The following is a 15,165-nucleotide window of genomic DNA, read 5'->3' as shown; positions in this document are numbered from 1 at the left end:
CTTTCCTATATGCCCTTTTTGCGCGGCTTGGCGGTTCTATTCTGACTGCCGGGTTTGTCGGAGAAAGGGGCGACGGTGCGCGCAGTGACCACGGGGGCGACGGGTCGGCCTGGCCGGCAAACCGGGCGGAAGCCATGACGCGGGTCAGTTCGACCGCGCGGGCGACGGGAATCGTGACGCTGGTGTTGGCGGCGCTGCTCGGCTCGGCGTACGCGCTGGGCCGCAGCCTCGTCGTCGACCCGACCCCCCGGCATCCCACCGATGTCACCGCGCACGCCGACGGCCCGCACTACGCCGACCAGCCCAGCGACGGCGAGCCGGGCGACGTCCCTAACCCAGGCGCCAGCAACGGCCCCACCGAGGCCGGCCAGGACGGGTCGGAGCGGGACGGCGGCGGCGACAAGCTGTTCGGCGCGCACGCCACCACCGGCTCCCCACGGCTCGCGCTGACCTTCGACGACGGGCCCGACCCGCGGTACACCCCGCAGGTCCTCGCCATGCTGCGCGAATTCGATGTGAAGGCGACGTTCTGCGTGGTCGGCGAGAACGCTCAGAACCACCCCGACCTGGTCCAGGCGATCGTGGGCGAGGGCCACACCCTGTGCAACCACTCCTGGCACCACGACGTCGGCCTGGGCGCCCGGTCGGCCGACGCGATCCGGGCCGATCTCCTGCGCACGAACGAGGCGATCAGGGCGGCCGTGCCGAACGCGCCGATCGTCTGGTACCGCCAGCCGGGCGGCGCCTGGACGTACCCGGTGGTGTCGGTGGCGCGGCAGCTCGGCATGACCCCGCTGCACTGGTCGGTCGACCCGTCGGACTGGGATCTACCCGGTGCCGCCAAGATCACCGCGACGGTGCTGAGCCAGGCCGAACCGGGCTCGGTGGTGCTGCTGCACGACGCCGGCGGCGACCGGCAGGGCACCGTGGACGCGTTGCGCCGGATCCTGCCCGACCTGACCGCGCGGTTCGACCTGGAGGCCCTGCCCACCGACCCGACCTGAGTCACAGCTTTCGCTCGGCGACGGACCGGGCGTCACGACACGCAACGGATACGGTGACGGGATGAGCAGCGCGGAGCCGACCAGCGACCAGGTGACCCGGACCGACCGACTGGCACCGGCGGACATCGCCGACGTGCTGGCCCTCGCCAGCTCGGCGGGCGACACCGACGGCGCCGACCCGCTCGACGAGCACGTCCTGCTCCGACTGCGCGACCCGGACGCCCCGGCCGTGCACCTGATCGCCCGCACCGACGACGGCACCCTGACCGGGTACGCGCACCTGGACACGACCGACCCCGTCGGCGGCATCGGCGTCGAGCTGGTGGTGCACCCCGCGTACCGACGGCGGGGCACCGGCCGCGCACTGGCCCGGGGCGTGCTCGCCTCGGCCACCGGGCCACTGCGGGCGTGGGCGCACGGCGACCACCCGTCCGCCGCCGCCCTCGGCGTCGATCTCGGCTTCACCCGGGCGCGGGTGCTCTGGCAGTTGCGCCGGCCACTGGCCGCCCCGCTCGGCGAGCCGCGCCTGCCCGACGGGGTGGCGCTGCGCGCGTTCCAGCCCGGTGCGGACGACGCGACCTGGCTCAGTCTCAACGCGCGCGCCTTCGCCGAGCACCCCGAGCAGGGCCGGTGGACCTCGGACGACCTGGCGGCCCGCCTTGCCGAGCCGTGGTTCGACCCGGCCGGCTTCCTGCTCGCCGAGGAGACCTCGACCGGGCGGCTGCTCGGCTTCCACTGGACCAAGGTGCACGAGCGCCCCGGGTCGGCCCGGATCGGCGAGGTGTACGTCCTGGGAGTGGAGCCGACCGCGCACGGCGGTGGGCTCGGCCGGGCGCTGACCACAGCCGGGCTGGCGTACCTGCGGGACAAGCGCGGCCTGGACCGGGTGATGCTCTACGTGGACGAGTCGAACACCGGAGCGGTCGCGCTCTACGAACGGCTGGGCTTCGCCCGCTGGTCCGCGCACATCAACTACCACCTGGGCTGACCGTGGTCACCGGCGGGTAACGGCCGGGCGTCGGCGGCATAACGCCGAACCGGAAATATGCCCATACTTCCGACAGGCGTATCCCGGTTCACTTAACGGACAACTCACCCTCAGCAAGCGGTCACCTCCGGGGCCGTACGTGTTCACCCTGCGTTCACTTGTGACCGGCGAACCGGCTACCTGGCACTTCTAACTTTCGTGTCAGCCGGTCAGTGCCGGTCCTCGGCCCCCGGGATCGGGGCGCCAAGTCAGACGCGAAGGGAAACCCCTCAGGTGAAGCTCCAGCGGTACGGCACTATTGCCTGCCTCGCCCTTGCCGCGACGCTCGGCCTCAGTGCATGCGGCTCGGACAACAACGAGCCCGCCTCCGGCGCCAGCGCTTCGGGCTCGACCGCCGCGGTCGACTGCGCTACCGGAACGCTGAACGCCCAGGGCTCGTCGGCGCAGAAGAACGCCATGGCCGAGTGGATCAAGGCGTACCAGCAGAAGTGCCAGGGCACCACGATCAACTACGAGCCCACCGGCTCGGGCGCCGGCATCCAGGCGTTCATCGCCGGCACCGCCGACTTCGCCGGCTCCGACTCCGCGCTCAAGCCGGAGGAGCAGCCGCAGGCCGACGCCAAGTGCGTCGGCGGCAAGGCCATCCACCTGCCGATGGTGATCGGCCCGGTTGCCGTCGCCTACAACGTCAGCGGCGTGGACAACCTCCAGCTCAAGCCGGCCACCCTGGCGAAGATCTTCGCCGGCAAGGTCACCAAGTGGGACGACGCGGCGATCAAGGGCGACAACCCGGACGCCAAGCTCCCGTCGACCACCATCCAGACCGTCCACCGCTCGGACGAGTCGGGCACCACCGACAACTTCACCAACTACCTGTCGAAGACCGCCGAGACCGACTGGACCCTCGGCAAGGCCAAGGCGTGGAAGGCCCCGGGCGGTACCGGCGCCAAGGGTTCGGACGGCGTGGCCAGCTCGGTCAAGGGCGCCGACGGCTCCATCGGCTACATGGAGTGGTCGTTCGCCGAGAACGCCGGCCTGAAGATGGCCAAGATCGGTAACGGCGCGGGCGAGTTCGCCGCGCTGACCGCCGAGGCGGCCGGCAAGACCATCGCCGGCGCGGCGATCGACGGCCAGGGCGACGACCTCAAGCTGAAGATCGACTACAACACCAAGGAGGCCGGGGCCTACCCGATCGTCCTGGCGACGTACGAGATCGTCTGCAGCAAGGGCCTCGCGGCCGACAAGTTGAAGCTGGTCAAGGGTCTGCTGGGCTACGCCGCCAGCGCCGAGGGCCAGACCTCGCTGACCGACCTGGGCTACGCCCCGCTGCCCGAGACGGTCCGCACCAAGGTCGAGACCGCGGTCAAGAACCTCTCCTGACCCGACCCCACCACCTCCGCAACCGAATCGAGCGAGCAGATGGGTGAAACCCCTCACCGCTCGGCCGACGCCGGCACCGGCGGGACGCGCGTGACCCAGAGTCACGAGTGGCCCGCCGGTGCCTCGGCGCGTGTGGCCGAGGCACCAGTCAGCACCCGTTCCCCGGGCGGCACCGGACTGGGCGGCGGCGGCGCACTGCCGCGCAGCCGCAAGTTCGGCGCCGAGCGGGCCTTCCGCGGTCTCACACTGGCCGCCGGCACCGCCGTTCTGGTCATCATCGCCGCCATCGCGATCTTCCTGATCGCCAAGGCGGTGCCGGCCCTCCGCGCCAACACCGAGAACTTCTGGTCCTACGAGGGCTGGTCTCCCAACGAGACGAAGCCGAAGTTCGGCATCGGCACACTCGCCTTCGGCACCGTGCTCAGCTCGGCGCTGGCGCTGCTCATGGCGGTGCCGGTGGCGTTGGGCATCGCGCTCTACCTCTCGCACTACGCACCCCGCCGGCTGGGCACCGCGCTCGGCTTCCTGGTCGACCTCCTCGCCGCCGTGCCGAGCGTGGTCTTCGGCCTCTGGGGGCGGGACATCTTCATCAACCCGGTCCGGGACTTCTCCGTCTGGCTGAACGAGTACTTCGGATGGATCCCGATCTTCGGCGGCGACGGCCCGTTCGGTAAGTCGATCATGCTGGGTGCCCTGGTACTCGCGATCATGGTGCTGCCGATCATCACCTCGCTCTCCCGCGAGGTGTTCCTCCAGACGCCGACCGCGAACGAGGAGGCCGCCCTCGCCCTGGGCGCCACCCGCTGGGAGATGCTCCGCACCGCGGTCCTGCCCTACGGCCGCCCCGGCATCATCGCCGCGGTGATGCTCGGCCTCGGCCGGGCGCTCGGCGAGACCATCGCCCTGGCGCTGACCCTCGGCATCACCTTCGGCATCTCGTTCAACCTGATCCAGAACGGCGGCAACACCATCGCCGCCAACATCGCCAACGCGTTCGGCGAGGCGAACGAGACCGGCCGGGGCGCGCTCATCGCCTCCGGTCTGGTGCTGTTCACCATCACGCTGATCGTCAACATCACGGCGCGGGCGATCATCTACCGCCGCCGGGAGTTCACGGAGTCGGCCGCATGACCACAACCGTCACCTCCCACCGCACCCGGCCGCCGGCCCAGCCCGCCTCGCTGCGGGCCAGGCGGCTGCCCTGGTACGCCGCCCCGGCCATCGCCGTGGCAGCCCTGCTGCTCTCCGCCGTGATCGTCTACGGCACCGACATCGGCGGCCCGGTCCTCGTGGTCGTCCTCGGCGCGATCCTCTACCTGGTTGGGCTCTTCGCCGCCGCCAACGCGGTCGAGGGGCGCCGGTCGGCGCGCAACCGCACCTGGAGCGCACTGATCCACTCCGCCTTCGTGCTGGCGGTGCTGCCGCTCGTCTCGGTGGTCTGGACGCTGGTCAGCAAGGGCGCCGAGCGGTTCGACGCCAACTTCTTCCAGACCTCGATGAACAACATCGGGGCCCGGGACGCCAACGGCGGCGCGTACCACGCCATCGTCGGCACGCTGGAGCAGGTCGGTATCGCCACAGTGATCACCGTCCCGCTCGGCGTTCTCTGCGCGATCTACATCGTCGAGTACGGCCGGGGCAAGTTCGCCTTCGCGATCCGGTTCTTCGTGGACGTGATGACGGGCATCCCGTCGATCGTCTCCGGCCTCTTCGTGCTGGCGTTCTGGGTGCTGGTCGTGTCGCCGTGGTTCAACGACGGCCGGCCGAGCTTCTCCGGCTTCGCCGCCGCGCTCGCGCTGAGCGTGCTCATGCTGCCCACCATCGTCCGGTCCACCGAGGAGATGCTCCGCCTCGTCCCGGCGCCACTGCGCGAAGGCGCGTACGCGCTCGGCGTACCCAAATGGAAGACCATCCTGCGCGTGGTGGTGCCGACGGCACTGCCCGGCATCGTCACCGGCGTCATGCTCGCCATCGCCCGCGCTGCCGGCGAAACCGCGCCGGTGCTGCTGGTCGCCGGCGGCGGCGCCGCGATCAACACGAACCCCTTCGAGAACAACCAGTCGTCGCTGTCCCTCTTCGTCTACCAGCAGGCCGGTGACGCGTCGAAGTACGCACCGGCACGGGCGTGGACCGCGGCACTCACCCTGGTCGCCCTCGTTCTCATCCTGACGATCGCGGCGAAGCTGCTGGCCCGTCGCAACCGGCTCAGCCGATGAACCCCGGAGGTACCACCATGGCCAAGCGCGTCTCAGCCTCGAACGTCACCGCGTACTACGGCGGATTCAAGGCGATCGAGAACATCAACCTGACCGTCGAGCCGAAGACGGTCACCGCCCTCATCGGGCCGTCCGGTTGCGGCAAGTCCACGTTCCTGCGGTCGATCAACCGCATGCACGAGGTGCTGCCGGGTGCCCGGGTCGAGGGCAGCCTGACCATCGACGACCAGGACATCTACGACCGGGACGTGGACGTCACCGCGGTCCGGCGCACGATCGGCATGGTCTTCCAGCGGCCGAACCCGTTCCCCACCATGAGCATCTTCGAGAACGTGGTGGCCGGGCTGAAGCTCAACGGGGTCCGCAAGAAGTCGATCCTGGAGGACTCGGCCGAGAAGGCGCTGCGCTCGGCGAACCTGTGGGACGAGGTCAAGGACCGGCTGGGTAAGCCCGGCGCGGGCCTCTCCGGCGGTCAGCAGCAGCGGCTCTGCATCGCCCGGACCATCGCGGTCGAGCCGCAGGTCGTGCTGATGGACGAGCCGTGCTCGGCGCTCGACCCGATCTCCACCCTGGCGATCGAGGACCTGATGTTCCAGCTCAAGGACAAGTTCACGATCATCATCGTGACCCACAACATGCAGCAGGCCGCGCGGGTGTCGGACCGGACCGCCTTCTTCTCGATCGAGAAGACCGGCGACCCGGGTCGGCTGATCGAGTACGACAACACCCAGAAGATCTTCAGCAACCCGAGCGTGAAGAAGACCGAGGACTACATCACCGGCCGCTTCGGCTGAGCCGCATACCCCTACCCAGACCGCGCCCAAGATCTGCGCAACTACCCGGATACTGCTGCCTCCCGCGCGTCCGAGGCAGCAGTATCCCTGAAGCTGTGCGGATCTTGACGGTGCGCGTCGGACACGCGCGCCGCCGCCGCAGGTCAGCCCAGGACGAAGCGGGGTTCGCCGTTCGGGGGCAGGTCCAGGCGCGGGGTGACGGGGGTGGCCGCGTCCCGTTCGGCCGCCGCTCGCGCCACACCGGCCAGGTCGCCGGCCGCCGCAACCTGCGCCAGCGTGACCACGGTCGGCGGCAGCATGGTCAGTTCTCCGGCCTGGGCCCGGGCCAGCGCGTCCGCCGGCCGGATCCACAGGGTGTGGTCGGCCTCGCCGGAGACGTCGCGGGTCCGCTGCCCGGCCGGCAGCAGGGCGACGAAGAAGTACGTGTCGAAGCGGCGCGGCTCGAACTCGGGAGTGATCCACCGGCTCCACGGCAACAGCAGGTCCGACCGCAGGGTGAGTTGACGCTCGGCGAGCAGCGCGGCGAAGCCCAGCCGGCGCCCCTCCAGGTCCTGCCGGGCAGCCTCCCAGTCGTCGCCGCTGACGTCGCCCACCACGGTCTCGCGGTCCGGGCCGGCGAGCAGCACGCCCGCCTCCTCGAAGACCTCCCGAGCGGCGGCGCAGACCACCGCCTGGGCGGCGTCCGGGGTCACCCCGAGTCGCCCGGCCCACTCAGTGGGTGCCGGCCCGGCCCAGTCCAGGTGTGCCTCGGAGTCGGAGCGGTCCACCCCGCCGCCGGGGAAGGCGTACATCCCGCCGAAGGTCATGGCGGCGACCCGGCGGATGACGTACACCTCGAAGTCGGCGTCGGTCGGACGCAGCAGCAACACGGTGGCCGCGACCCGCGGCGTCGCCGGGGTGCCACCCTCGGCCTGGAACCGGCGGGCGTGCTCGACCAGTGCGGCCGGGGCTGCGAAACCGTCGCTGTCGATCGTCATGCGGCGAGCCTAGTTCCCCGACCGGCGGGGCTGGTTGGTGTGCCAGGCACCTCGGTGCGGCAGAGGTTGGGCGGACGAGCCATCGGCCATCGGGCCGGGCGGCGGGTGGTTCACCTGGCTGGGCTAGCGTGCCCGACATGACTCGTTGGGGCATCCTGGCCACCGGCCACATCGCCAGCCGTTTCGCCGAAGACCTCCGGCTGGTGCCGGACGCCGAACTGGTCGCGGTCGGCTCCCGCGCCGCGGAGAGCGCGCAGCGCTTCGCCGACACCTATGGCGCGAAGCGCGCGTACGGCTCCTGGGTGGAGCTGGCCGCCGACCCGGAGATCGACGCGATCTACGTGGCGACGCCGCACTCCGCGCACTACGAGGCGGCGATGACCTGCCTGACCGCCGGGCGCGCGGTGCTGTTGGAGAAGCCGTTCACCCTCGACCTGGCCACCAGCACCGAGCTGGTGGACACTGCCCGCGCCTCCGGGGTCTTCCTGATGGAGGCCATGTGGATGCGGCTGAATCCGATGATCCTGCGGGTGGTCGAGCTGATCGCGGACGGGGCGATCGGCACGGTGACCGGCGTCCGGGCCGACTTCGGGGTGGCCGGTCCGTTCCCGCCGGAGCACCGGATGCGCAACGCGGCGCTGGGCGGGGGCGCCCTGCTCGACCTGGGGATCTACCCGATCAGCCTGGCCCATCTGCTGCTGGGCGTGCCGCAGCACATCCGCTCCTGGGCGCAGCTCGGCCCGGAGGGGACGGACGAGAACACCGGCATGCTGTTCGGCTACGACACCGGAGCACTGGCGACCCTGAGCTGCGGCATGGTCGGGTTGAGCGGGCAGACCGCCTCGATCACCGGCACCATTGGGCGGATCGACCTGCCGGAGCCGTTCTTCCGGCCCGGTTCCGTGACAGTGCACCGGGCCGGCGCGGAGCCGGAGACGATCGTCGCCGACGGGGCTGGCAACGGCTACCAGTACGAGGCGATCGAGGTACAGCGCTGCCTGGCCGCCGGCCTGACCGAGAGCCCGGTGGTGCCGCATTCCACGACCCTTGAGGTGATGGCGCTGCTGGACACGGTCCGCGAGCAGATCGGCGTGCGCTACGTCTGACGGAGCGGGCCCCTTGTTGACGCGCGAGGCGTCGACAAGGGGCCCGGGGCCGGGTCAGCCGAAGAGCGGCCGGACCAGCAGGTAGGTGACGCAGGCGATCAGTGCGGCGGCCGGGAACGTGACGATCCAGGCGAGCACGATGTTGCCGGCGACGTTCCAGCGGACCGCGGAGAGCCGCTTGGTCGCGCCCACGCCCATGATCGCCGAGGTGATGGTGTGGGTGGTCGAGATCGGGGCCTTCAGCACCAGGGCGTTGAAGTAGAGCACCGCGCTGGCGACCGTCTCGGCGGCGAAGCCCTCCGGCGGGCCCAGGTCGATGATCTTACGACCGAGGGTGCGGATGATCCGCCAACCGCCGGCGTAGGTACCCAGGGCGAGCATCGTGGCCGAGGTCCAGAACACCCAGCCGGGGATGTGCGTCTTGTCGTCCTGGAAACCGCCTGTGTACAGGGCGAGAACCACGATGCCCATCGTCTTCGCGGCGTCCTGCATGCCGTGACCGACCGACATGGCGGCTGCCGAGACGGTCTGGGCCCACCGGAAGCCACGGTTGAGCTTGCCCGGCTGCCCCTTGCGGAACAGCCAGAGAATGGCCAGCATCAGCACGTAGCCGAGGGTGAGACCGACGATCGGCGACAGGATCATCGGCAGGATGACCTTCTCGCCGATGGTGACCCACTGCACGATGCCGCCGGTGGACAGCAGGGTCGCGCCGACCAGACCGCCGAAGAGCGCGTGTGAGGACGACGAGGGCAGACCGAAGTACCAGGTGATCAGGTTCCAGGCGATGGCGCCGAGCACACCGGCGAAGACCACACCGAGGCTGGCAACCCCGGTGGGGAGCGTGACCAGGCCGTCGCCGACGGTCTTGGCCACCCCGGCGCCGAAGTGCGCGCCGACGAAGTTGCCGACCGCGGCGAGCCCGAGGGCGATCCGGGGTGTCAGCGCCCGGGTGGAGACGCTTGTTGCGATCGCGTTGGCGGCGTCGTGGAAGCCGTTGGTGTAGTCGAACGCCAGGGCCACCGCGATCACCGCCAGCACGGCGATGAGTTCAGGGGACACCGGCTCAGGACTCCTTGACGGCGATGGTCTCGACGGTGTTCGCCACGTGCTCGAAGGCGTCGCAGGCGGCCTCCAGCTCGTCGGCGACCTCCTTCATCTTCAGCACCGTCAACGCGTCGTACTCGCCGGAGAAGAGGCGGACGAGCAACTGCCGGTTGATCCGGTCGCCCTCGTTCTCCAGCCGGTTGCACTCGATCCAGTAGTCCTCAAGATCCTTCATCGACTTCAGCCGGGGCATCGCGTCGGCGGTCAGCTTGGCCTGCTGGTCGAGCACGTTCACCATCTCGTGCAGCTCACGGGGCAGCGCCGGCAGCTCGGTCAGCCCGTACAGGTAGAGCAGGTCACCGACGGCCTCCAGGTGGTCCATCACGTCGTCCAGCAGCGAGCCGAGCCGGTAGATGTCCTCCCGGTCGAACGGCGTGATGAAGGTCGAGTTGATCTTCTTGTACAGGTCGTGGGTGATCTGGTCGCTGTCGTGCTCGACCTCGGTCAGCCGCTCGCTCACGGACTGCACGTCGACACCGGGCAGGGCCAGCTCGTTGAGCAACGCGGTGCCCCGGACCAGGTTCTGCGCGGCCCTGGTGAAGAGCTCGTAGAAGGCGCCCTCGGTGGGGCGGAAGGAAAACTTCACAGCACAGACCTCGTCGCGTCGGTGGAAGGGTGGCGGCGCCCGAAGAGCGTCCGCTCGGTGAATGCTAGGAGCCGACAGAACCGCGAATTCGCCGGCCCACCCCTGGCCAAGCGTCATTCACCGCTCGTTCACCTGCTGTTCATCTCGGCCGTCCCACCCGCACCCGGTCCCCCAGCAAGCAACCGTTCCCGCTCTTGAGCCACGTCGAAATCGGCAGCCGGATACCCCAGATCAAGCGTGTCGAACGTCTCACGCAGCAGATGGGCCACCGCCCAGTCCCGGTACCACTTGCGGTCCGCCGGCACCACGAACCAGGGCGCGGCGTCCGTCGCGCACCGGCTGAGGGCCTCGGCGTACGCGGCCTGGTAGTCGTCCCAGTGCCCCCGGGAGTCGATGTCGGAGGGGTTGTACTTCCAGTGCTTCTGCGGGTCGGTGAGCCGTTCCAGCAGGCGGTTGCCCTGCTCCTCGTACGAGATGTGCAGCATCACCTTGACCACTGTCATCCCGCCCTCGGTCAGCTCCCGCTCGAACGAGTTGATCGCGTCATAGCGGGCCCGCCAGGTCGCCTCCGGCACCAGCCCACCGACCCGGGCGATCAACACGTCCTCGTAGTGCGAGCGGTTGAACATCCCCACGTACCCCGCCGGCGGCAGCTCCCGCCGGATCCGCCAGAGGAAGTCGTGCCGCAACTCCTGCCGAGTCGGCGGCCCGAACGAGCGGATGTGCAGACCCAGCGGGTTCATCGCACCGGCCACCCGCTTGATCGTGCCGTCCTTGCCACCGCAGTCCATCGCCTGGAGCACCAGCAGCACCCGGTGCGCGGGCTGCTCCGACCCGGTCTTGGCCATCGCGAAGAGCATCTCCTGCTGCCGGCCCAGCTCTCCGCCGACCAGCTCCACCTGCTCTCGCGCCCAGGCCTTACGGCGTTCACCGCGACCGACCGTCTCCGGCAGGCCGGGCGTGGAACGGGGGTCGATCGCGCCGAGATCCACCGGTGCGGTGACCCGCAGCAGCTCCCGCACGGAGCCGCCGGCCGGTGCCACGATCTGCCCTTGCTGGGGTGCGCTCATCCACGGATCATCGCCCACCCGCAGGCCTTCCGCCCGCCGAGGGCCACCCCTCGGGTGACGAGCGGGGCTGCCAGCGCGTGCGGTCGACGGGAGGATGTATGCCAGGACGGTGCCGACCGGGAGGGTGGTGGGTCGTGCGGGACCTGGCGACGGAGTTCGAGGCCGAGCGGGGCCGGCTGCTCGTGGTGGCCCACCGGATGCTGGGCAGCCGCAGCGAGGCGGAGGACGCGGTGCAGGAGACCTGGCTGCGCTACGCCGGGGCGCTCGCCGACCCGACGGCCCGCGCCGAGATCCGTGAACTGTCCGCGTGGCTGACCACCACCTGCGCCCGGATCTGCCTGGACGTGCTCCGCTCGGCCCGGGTGCGGCGGGAGGCGTACCCCGGGCAGTGGCTGCCGGAACCCGTGGTGAGCGCGTTGGGCGGCACGTCGTCGGACGCGTACGCCACGGACCCGGCGGAACGGGCGGTCCGCACCGACCAGGTCGGCGCGGCGTTGCTGGTGGTGCTGGAACGGCTCGCGCCGGAGCAGCGGGTCGCCCTCGTGCTGCACGACGTGTTCGCGGTGCCGTTCGCCCGGGTCGCCGACGCGCTCGGCACCACCGAGGTGGCCGCCCGTCAGCTCGCCTCCCGTGCACGACGGGCGATCACCTCGTCGGACGTCCCCCGGCACACCGCCGACCTGGCCGAGCAGCGCCGGGTGCTCGAAGCGTTCGTCGCCGCCACCGAGTCCGGCGAGCTGGACCAGCTGCTCCGGGTGCTCGCGCCGGACGTGGTCTTCGTCGGCGACTCCGGCGGGCACTTCCCCGCGGCCCGGCAGCCGGTGCTCGGTGCGGCGGCGGTGGGTCGCTTCACGCTCGGCCTGTTCGGCCGTGCCGGCCGGTACGCCGACCGCGTACGGTCGCGACCGGTTCTGGTCGACGGCGCGCTCGGCCTGCAGATGGAGACGGTGCACAGCGACGGGCGGCCGATCCGCCTGGTCACCGCGTTCGCCGTGGACCAGGGGCGGATCACCGCGATCTACAACCAGCTCAACCCGGAGAAACTGACCGGCCTGGTGCCGTTGGGCGACGACGACGCCTGGCCGCCGCGCTGGTGAGCCGACCGAGCGGGGGTGCGGCCTCAGACCACGAGGGCCAACCACTTGCGGTACGCGGTGGCGAACGGCTCGGTGCCGTCGCCGAGTGACCCGAGCAGCCGCTGGGCCGCGGCCTCGGCCTCGGCCACCACGTCGTCCGGGTAACCGAACCGGGCCCGGTGCTCGGCGAACTCGTCCTCGTCGAGCAGCTCCACCAGGCCGGTGGCCCGACGCCGGACCACGTCGAGGTCCAGGTCGATGATGTGCACGACGTCGTCGGATTCCCAGTGGGCCGGGGTGGTGATGTCGCAGTAGACCTCGCTGGTGCGGGGCGGCGGGTTGAACATGGCCGTCCACCAGGCGCGATGTGGCACCAGCAGCACGAACGGGATCTTCTCCACCGATGGCCGGCCGTGGTAGACCGAGGCGGTGCCCTCGGGCACGCCGAGCCAGATGCCGAGATCGTCCTCGGTGAGCCGACGGGCCGGGTAGTCGCGGTGGGCGCTGCCGTCGTACTTGCGGTAGATCACTCGGACCATGTCGCTCGGCATGATTCGCACCCTAACCGATACTGCCCACGCGTCGTAGCGCGGCGGTAACCGGACGGCACGGACCGGACCGGCCGGTCGTGCCGGCATCTCGCCACGCGGCGGATGGGCGCGGCCGGTGTCGGCGGCGACGGGTACCGTCGCACGGTGACTCCGCCCCGCACCGCCACCGGTTCCGCCACCCCGTCGGCCCGCGGCAAGGGCCGCCGGCGGGGTGCCCGGCCCAGCGGCACGGAGCTGCTGGCGGCTGCGGTCGGCGCGGTGCCCGGCGGCGCGGAACGCCCCGGCCAGCAGCAGATGACCGAAGCGATCGAGGAGTGCGTGGCCGGCGGCGAGCATCTGCTCGTGCAGGCCGGCACCGGCACCGGCAAGTCACTGGCCTACCTCGCGCCGGCGCTCACCGTGGACGGCCCGGTGGTGGTTTCCACCGCCACCCTGGCGTTGCAGTCCCAGCTGGTCGACCACGACCTGCCCCGGCTGGCCGACGCGGTCGAGCCGGTGCTGGGGCGTCGGCCCACCTTCGCGGTGCTCAAGGGTCGCCACCACTACCTCTGCCTCGCCCGACTGGACAACTCCACCGAGGAGGAACCGGAGGACACCCTCTTCGACGCCCCGGCGGCCCGCCCCGGCGGTGGGACGAAGTGGCTCGGTGAGGCGGGCCGACTGGGCAAGCAGATCGAGCGGCTGCGTGACTGGGCCGAGAAGACCGCCACCGGTGACCGCGACGAGCTGGACCCAGGCGTCGACGACCAGGCCTGGCGGCTGGTGTCCATGCCGGCCCGCGAGTGCGTCGGCGCGACCCGGTGCCCGTTCGGGCAGGAGTGCTTCGCGGAGGCGTCCCGGGCCCGTGCCCGCGAGGCCGACATCGTGGTGACCAACCACAGCCTGCTCGCTGTCGACATGCTCGCCGACCGGCACATCGTGCCACCGCACAAGCTGCTCATCGTCGACGAGGCGCACGAGCTGGCCGACCGGGTCTCCTCCGCGGCCCAGGCGGAGCTGGTGCCCGAGCTGATCGACCGCACGACCCGGCGGGCCCGTACGCTGCTGCGGCCGGAGACCGCCGAGGCGCTCACCGCTGCCGGTGACGCCCTCGCGGTCGGGCTGGCCGAGGCGCCGGCCGGGCGACTCACCGCCGGGCTGCCGACGCCCCTTCGGGAGGCGTGCACGCTGCTCGACGCGGCGACCCGCTCCGCCCTGGACGCGATCGGCGACGTCAAGTCCGACGACCCCGACCCGGTGCGCAAGCAGCAGGCCAAGGCCGCACTGGACGAGCTCTCCACCACCGCGCAGCGGCTGCTGGAAGAGGCCGACCACGACGTGGCCTGGGTGGAGAAGAACGACAGCGGCAGCCGTCGTGCGCTGGTGGTCGCGCCGCTCTCGGTGGCCGGCACCCTCGCCACCCACCTGTACGACGAACGCACAGTCGTCGCCACCTCGGCGACCCTGGCGCTGGGCGGCCGGTTCGACACGGTGGCCCGCGCCCTCGGGCTGGACGCGCCGCCGCCCGCCCCGCCGACTCCCGCCGCGGCCGCGCTGGCCGCCCGCACCGGCCCGGGCCGTCCGGCCGCCGAGGCGCCGGGCCGTCGCCTCGCTGGCGACGTCACCCCCGTCGTACCGGCCACCGAGGGCCCCGGTTGGCGGTCACTCGACGTCGGGTCGCCGTTCGACTACGCCCGGCAGGGCATCCTGTACGTCGCCGCGCACCTCCCCCGGCCCAGCGTCTCCGGGCTCCCCGAGGCTGCCGGGGAGGAGTTGCTCGGGCTGGTCGAGGCACTCGGTGGTCGTACTCTCGGGCTCTTCTCCTCCCGGCGGGCCGCGCAGCAGGCCGCGGAGCTGCTGCGGGCGCGGACCGACCTGCCGGTGCTGCTCCAGGGCGAGGAGGCCCTGCCCCTGCTGGTCCGCCGGTTCCGGGAGGAGCGGGCGAGCTGCCTGTTCGGGGTGATGTCGCTGTGGCAGGGGGTGGACGTGCCGGGTGACGCCTGTCAGCTCGTCGTCATCGACCGGTTGCCCTTCCCCCGTCCGGACGAGCCGCTGGCCGCCGCCCGCGCGGCGGCTGTGGACGCCGGCGGCGGGTCCGGCTTCTCCGCCGTCAGCGTGCCGATCGCGGCGGTCCGGCTGGCTCAGGGCGTGGGCCGGCTGATCCGGGCGACCGGCGACCGGGGCGTGGTCGCGGTGCTCGACTCCCGACTGGAGACGGCCCGGGGCTACGGGCCGTTCCTGCGCCGCTCGCTGCCGCCTTTCTGGTACACGACCCGCCCCGAGGTGGCCCGCGGCGCCCTGGAACGCCTCGCCAAGTCCTGAGCCCACGTC

At 71.4% G+C, this 15,165-nt stretch carries 14 protein-coding genes; 9 read left to right on the top strand and 5 right to left on the bottom strand.

Features of this window, described 5'->3' with window-relative positions; translation table 11 throughout:
- The first annotated feature begins 134 nt into the window (after positions 1 to 134).
- The 6 genes from KBX34_RS14925 to pstB all read left to right on the top strand — a co-directional run bounded on the left by KBX34_RS14925 (position 135) and on the right by pstB (position 6,382).
- Positions 135 to 1,004: a polysaccharide deacetylase family protein gene (locus KBX34_RS14925; protein ID WP_210925484.1), complete on the top strand. Its 870-nt coding sequence runs from the start codon at positions 135 to 137 to the stop codon at positions 1,002 to 1,004.
- Positions 1,005 to 1,065: 61 nt separating this feature from the next.
- On the top strand, positions 1,066 to 1,992 hold the full coding sequence (gene mshD, locus KBX34_RS14920; protein WP_210925483.1) for a mycothiol synthase: 927 nt from the start codon (positions 1,066 to 1,068) through the stop codon (positions 1,990 to 1,992).
- Between the two features lie 273 nt (positions 1,993 to 2,265).
- Positions 2,266 to 3,372 (top strand): phosphate ABC transporter substrate-binding protein PstS, encoded by a 1,107-nt coding sequence (pstS, locus tag KBX34_RS14915; protein ID WP_088950400.1) that lies wholly within the window; start codon positions 2,266 to 2,268, stop codon positions 3,370 to 3,372.
- A 39-nt stretch (positions 3,373 to 3,411) separates the two neighbouring features.
- Positions 3,412 to 4,503 (top strand): phosphate ABC transporter permease subunit PstC, encoded by a 1,092-nt coding sequence (gene pstC / locus KBX34_RS14910; protein WP_210925482.1) that lies wholly within the window; start codon positions 3,412 to 3,414, stop codon positions 4,501 to 4,503.
- The gene (gene pstA / locus KBX34_RS14905; RefSeq protein ID WP_210925481.1) at positions 4,500 to 5,588 is read left to right on the top strand and encodes a phosphate ABC transporter permease PstA; all 1,089 of its coding nucleotides are present in this window, start codon (positions 4,500 to 4,502) and stop codon (positions 5,586 to 5,588) included. The genes pstC and pstA overlap by 4 nt, the downstream gene beginning before the upstream one ends.
- A 17-nt stretch (positions 5,589 to 5,605) precedes the next feature.
- Positions 5,606 to 6,382, top strand: coding sequence for a phosphate ABC transporter ATP-binding protein PstB (gene pstB / locus KBX34_RS14900; RefSeq protein WP_210925477.1), 777 nt, complete (start codon positions 5,606 to 5,608; stop codon positions 6,380 to 6,382).
- A 143-nt stretch (positions 6,383 to 6,525) separates the two neighbouring features.
- Here the strand turns inward: pstB and KBX34_RS14895 are convergent, their stop codons facing one another.
- Positions 6,526 to 7,359, bottom strand: a complete 834-nt coding sequence (locus KBX34_RS14895) for an NUDIX domain-containing protein (RefSeq protein WP_210925475.1) — start codon at positions 7,357 to 7,359, stop codon at positions 6,526 to 6,528.
- 137 nt (positions 7,360 to 7,496) lie between these two features.
- Here KBX34_RS14895 and KBX34_RS14890 point away from each other — a divergent pair, with 137 nt between their 5' ends.
- A complete protein-coding gene (locus KBX34_RS14890; protein WP_088950405.1) occupies positions 7,497 to 8,465 on the top strand; it encodes a Gfo/Idh/MocA family protein in 969 nt (322 codons plus the stop codon).
- A gap of 54 nt (positions 8,466 to 8,519) precedes the next feature.
- Here the strand turns inward: KBX34_RS14890 and KBX34_RS14885 are convergent, their stop codons facing one another.
- The 3 genes from KBX34_RS14885 to KBX34_RS14875 form a co-directional block, all read right to left on the bottom strand.
- Positions 8,520 to 9,527 carry an inorganic phosphate transporter gene (locus tag KBX34_RS14885; protein WP_088950406.1) on the bottom strand — a complete coding sequence of 336 codons (1,008 nt, stop codon included), beginning with the start codon at positions 9,525 to 9,527 and terminating at the stop codon, positions 8,520 to 8,522.
- Between the two features lie 4 nt (positions 9,528 to 9,531).
- Positions 9,532 to 10,158, bottom strand: coding sequence for a DUF47 domain-containing protein (locus tag KBX34_RS14880; RefSeq protein WP_053655020.1), 627 nt, complete (start codon positions 10,156 to 10,158; stop codon positions 9,532 to 9,534).
- 128 nt (positions 10,159 to 10,286) lie between these two features.
- Complete coding sequence (locus KBX34_RS14875) at positions 10,287 to 11,228, bottom strand: PPK2 family polyphosphate kinase (RefSeq protein WP_099848938.1); 942 nt, start codon at positions 11,226 to 11,228, stop codon at positions 10,287 to 10,289.
- 134 nt (positions 11,229 to 11,362) lie between these two features.
- On the opposite strand from KBX34_RS14875, the gene sigJ reads away from it, so the two are divergent.
- Entirely contained in the window at positions 11,363 to 12,325 is a 963-nt protein-coding gene (gene sigJ / locus KBX34_RS14870) for an RNA polymerase sigma factor SigJ (RefSeq protein ID WP_210925473.1), read from the top strand.
- A gap of 23 nt (positions 12,326 to 12,348) precedes the next feature.
- On the opposite strand, the gene KBX34_RS14865 is transcribed toward sigJ, so the two are convergent.
- Positions 12,349 to 12,855 (bottom strand): DUF402 domain-containing protein, encoded by a 507-nt coding sequence (locus KBX34_RS14865; RefSeq protein ID WP_088950409.1) that lies wholly within the window; start codon positions 12,853 to 12,855, stop codon positions 12,349 to 12,351.
- A gap of 102 nt (positions 12,856 to 12,957) precedes the next feature.
- Here KBX34_RS14865 and KBX34_RS14860 point away from each other — a divergent pair, with 102 nt between their 5' ends.
- A complete protein-coding gene (locus tag KBX34_RS14860) occupies positions 12,958 to 15,156 on the top strand; it encodes an ATP-dependent DNA helicase (RefSeq protein WP_210791127.1) in 2,199 nt (732 codons plus the stop codon).
- Positions 15,157 to 15,165 lie beyond the last annotated feature (9 nt).

This window comes from Micromonospora sp. M61 (assembly GCF_018070245.1).
Lineage (GTDB): Bacteria > Actinomycetota > Actinomycetes > Mycobacteriales > Micromonosporaceae > Micromonospora > Micromonospora zamorensis.
This window is presented reverse-complemented; position numbering and strand designations above follow the sequence as displayed.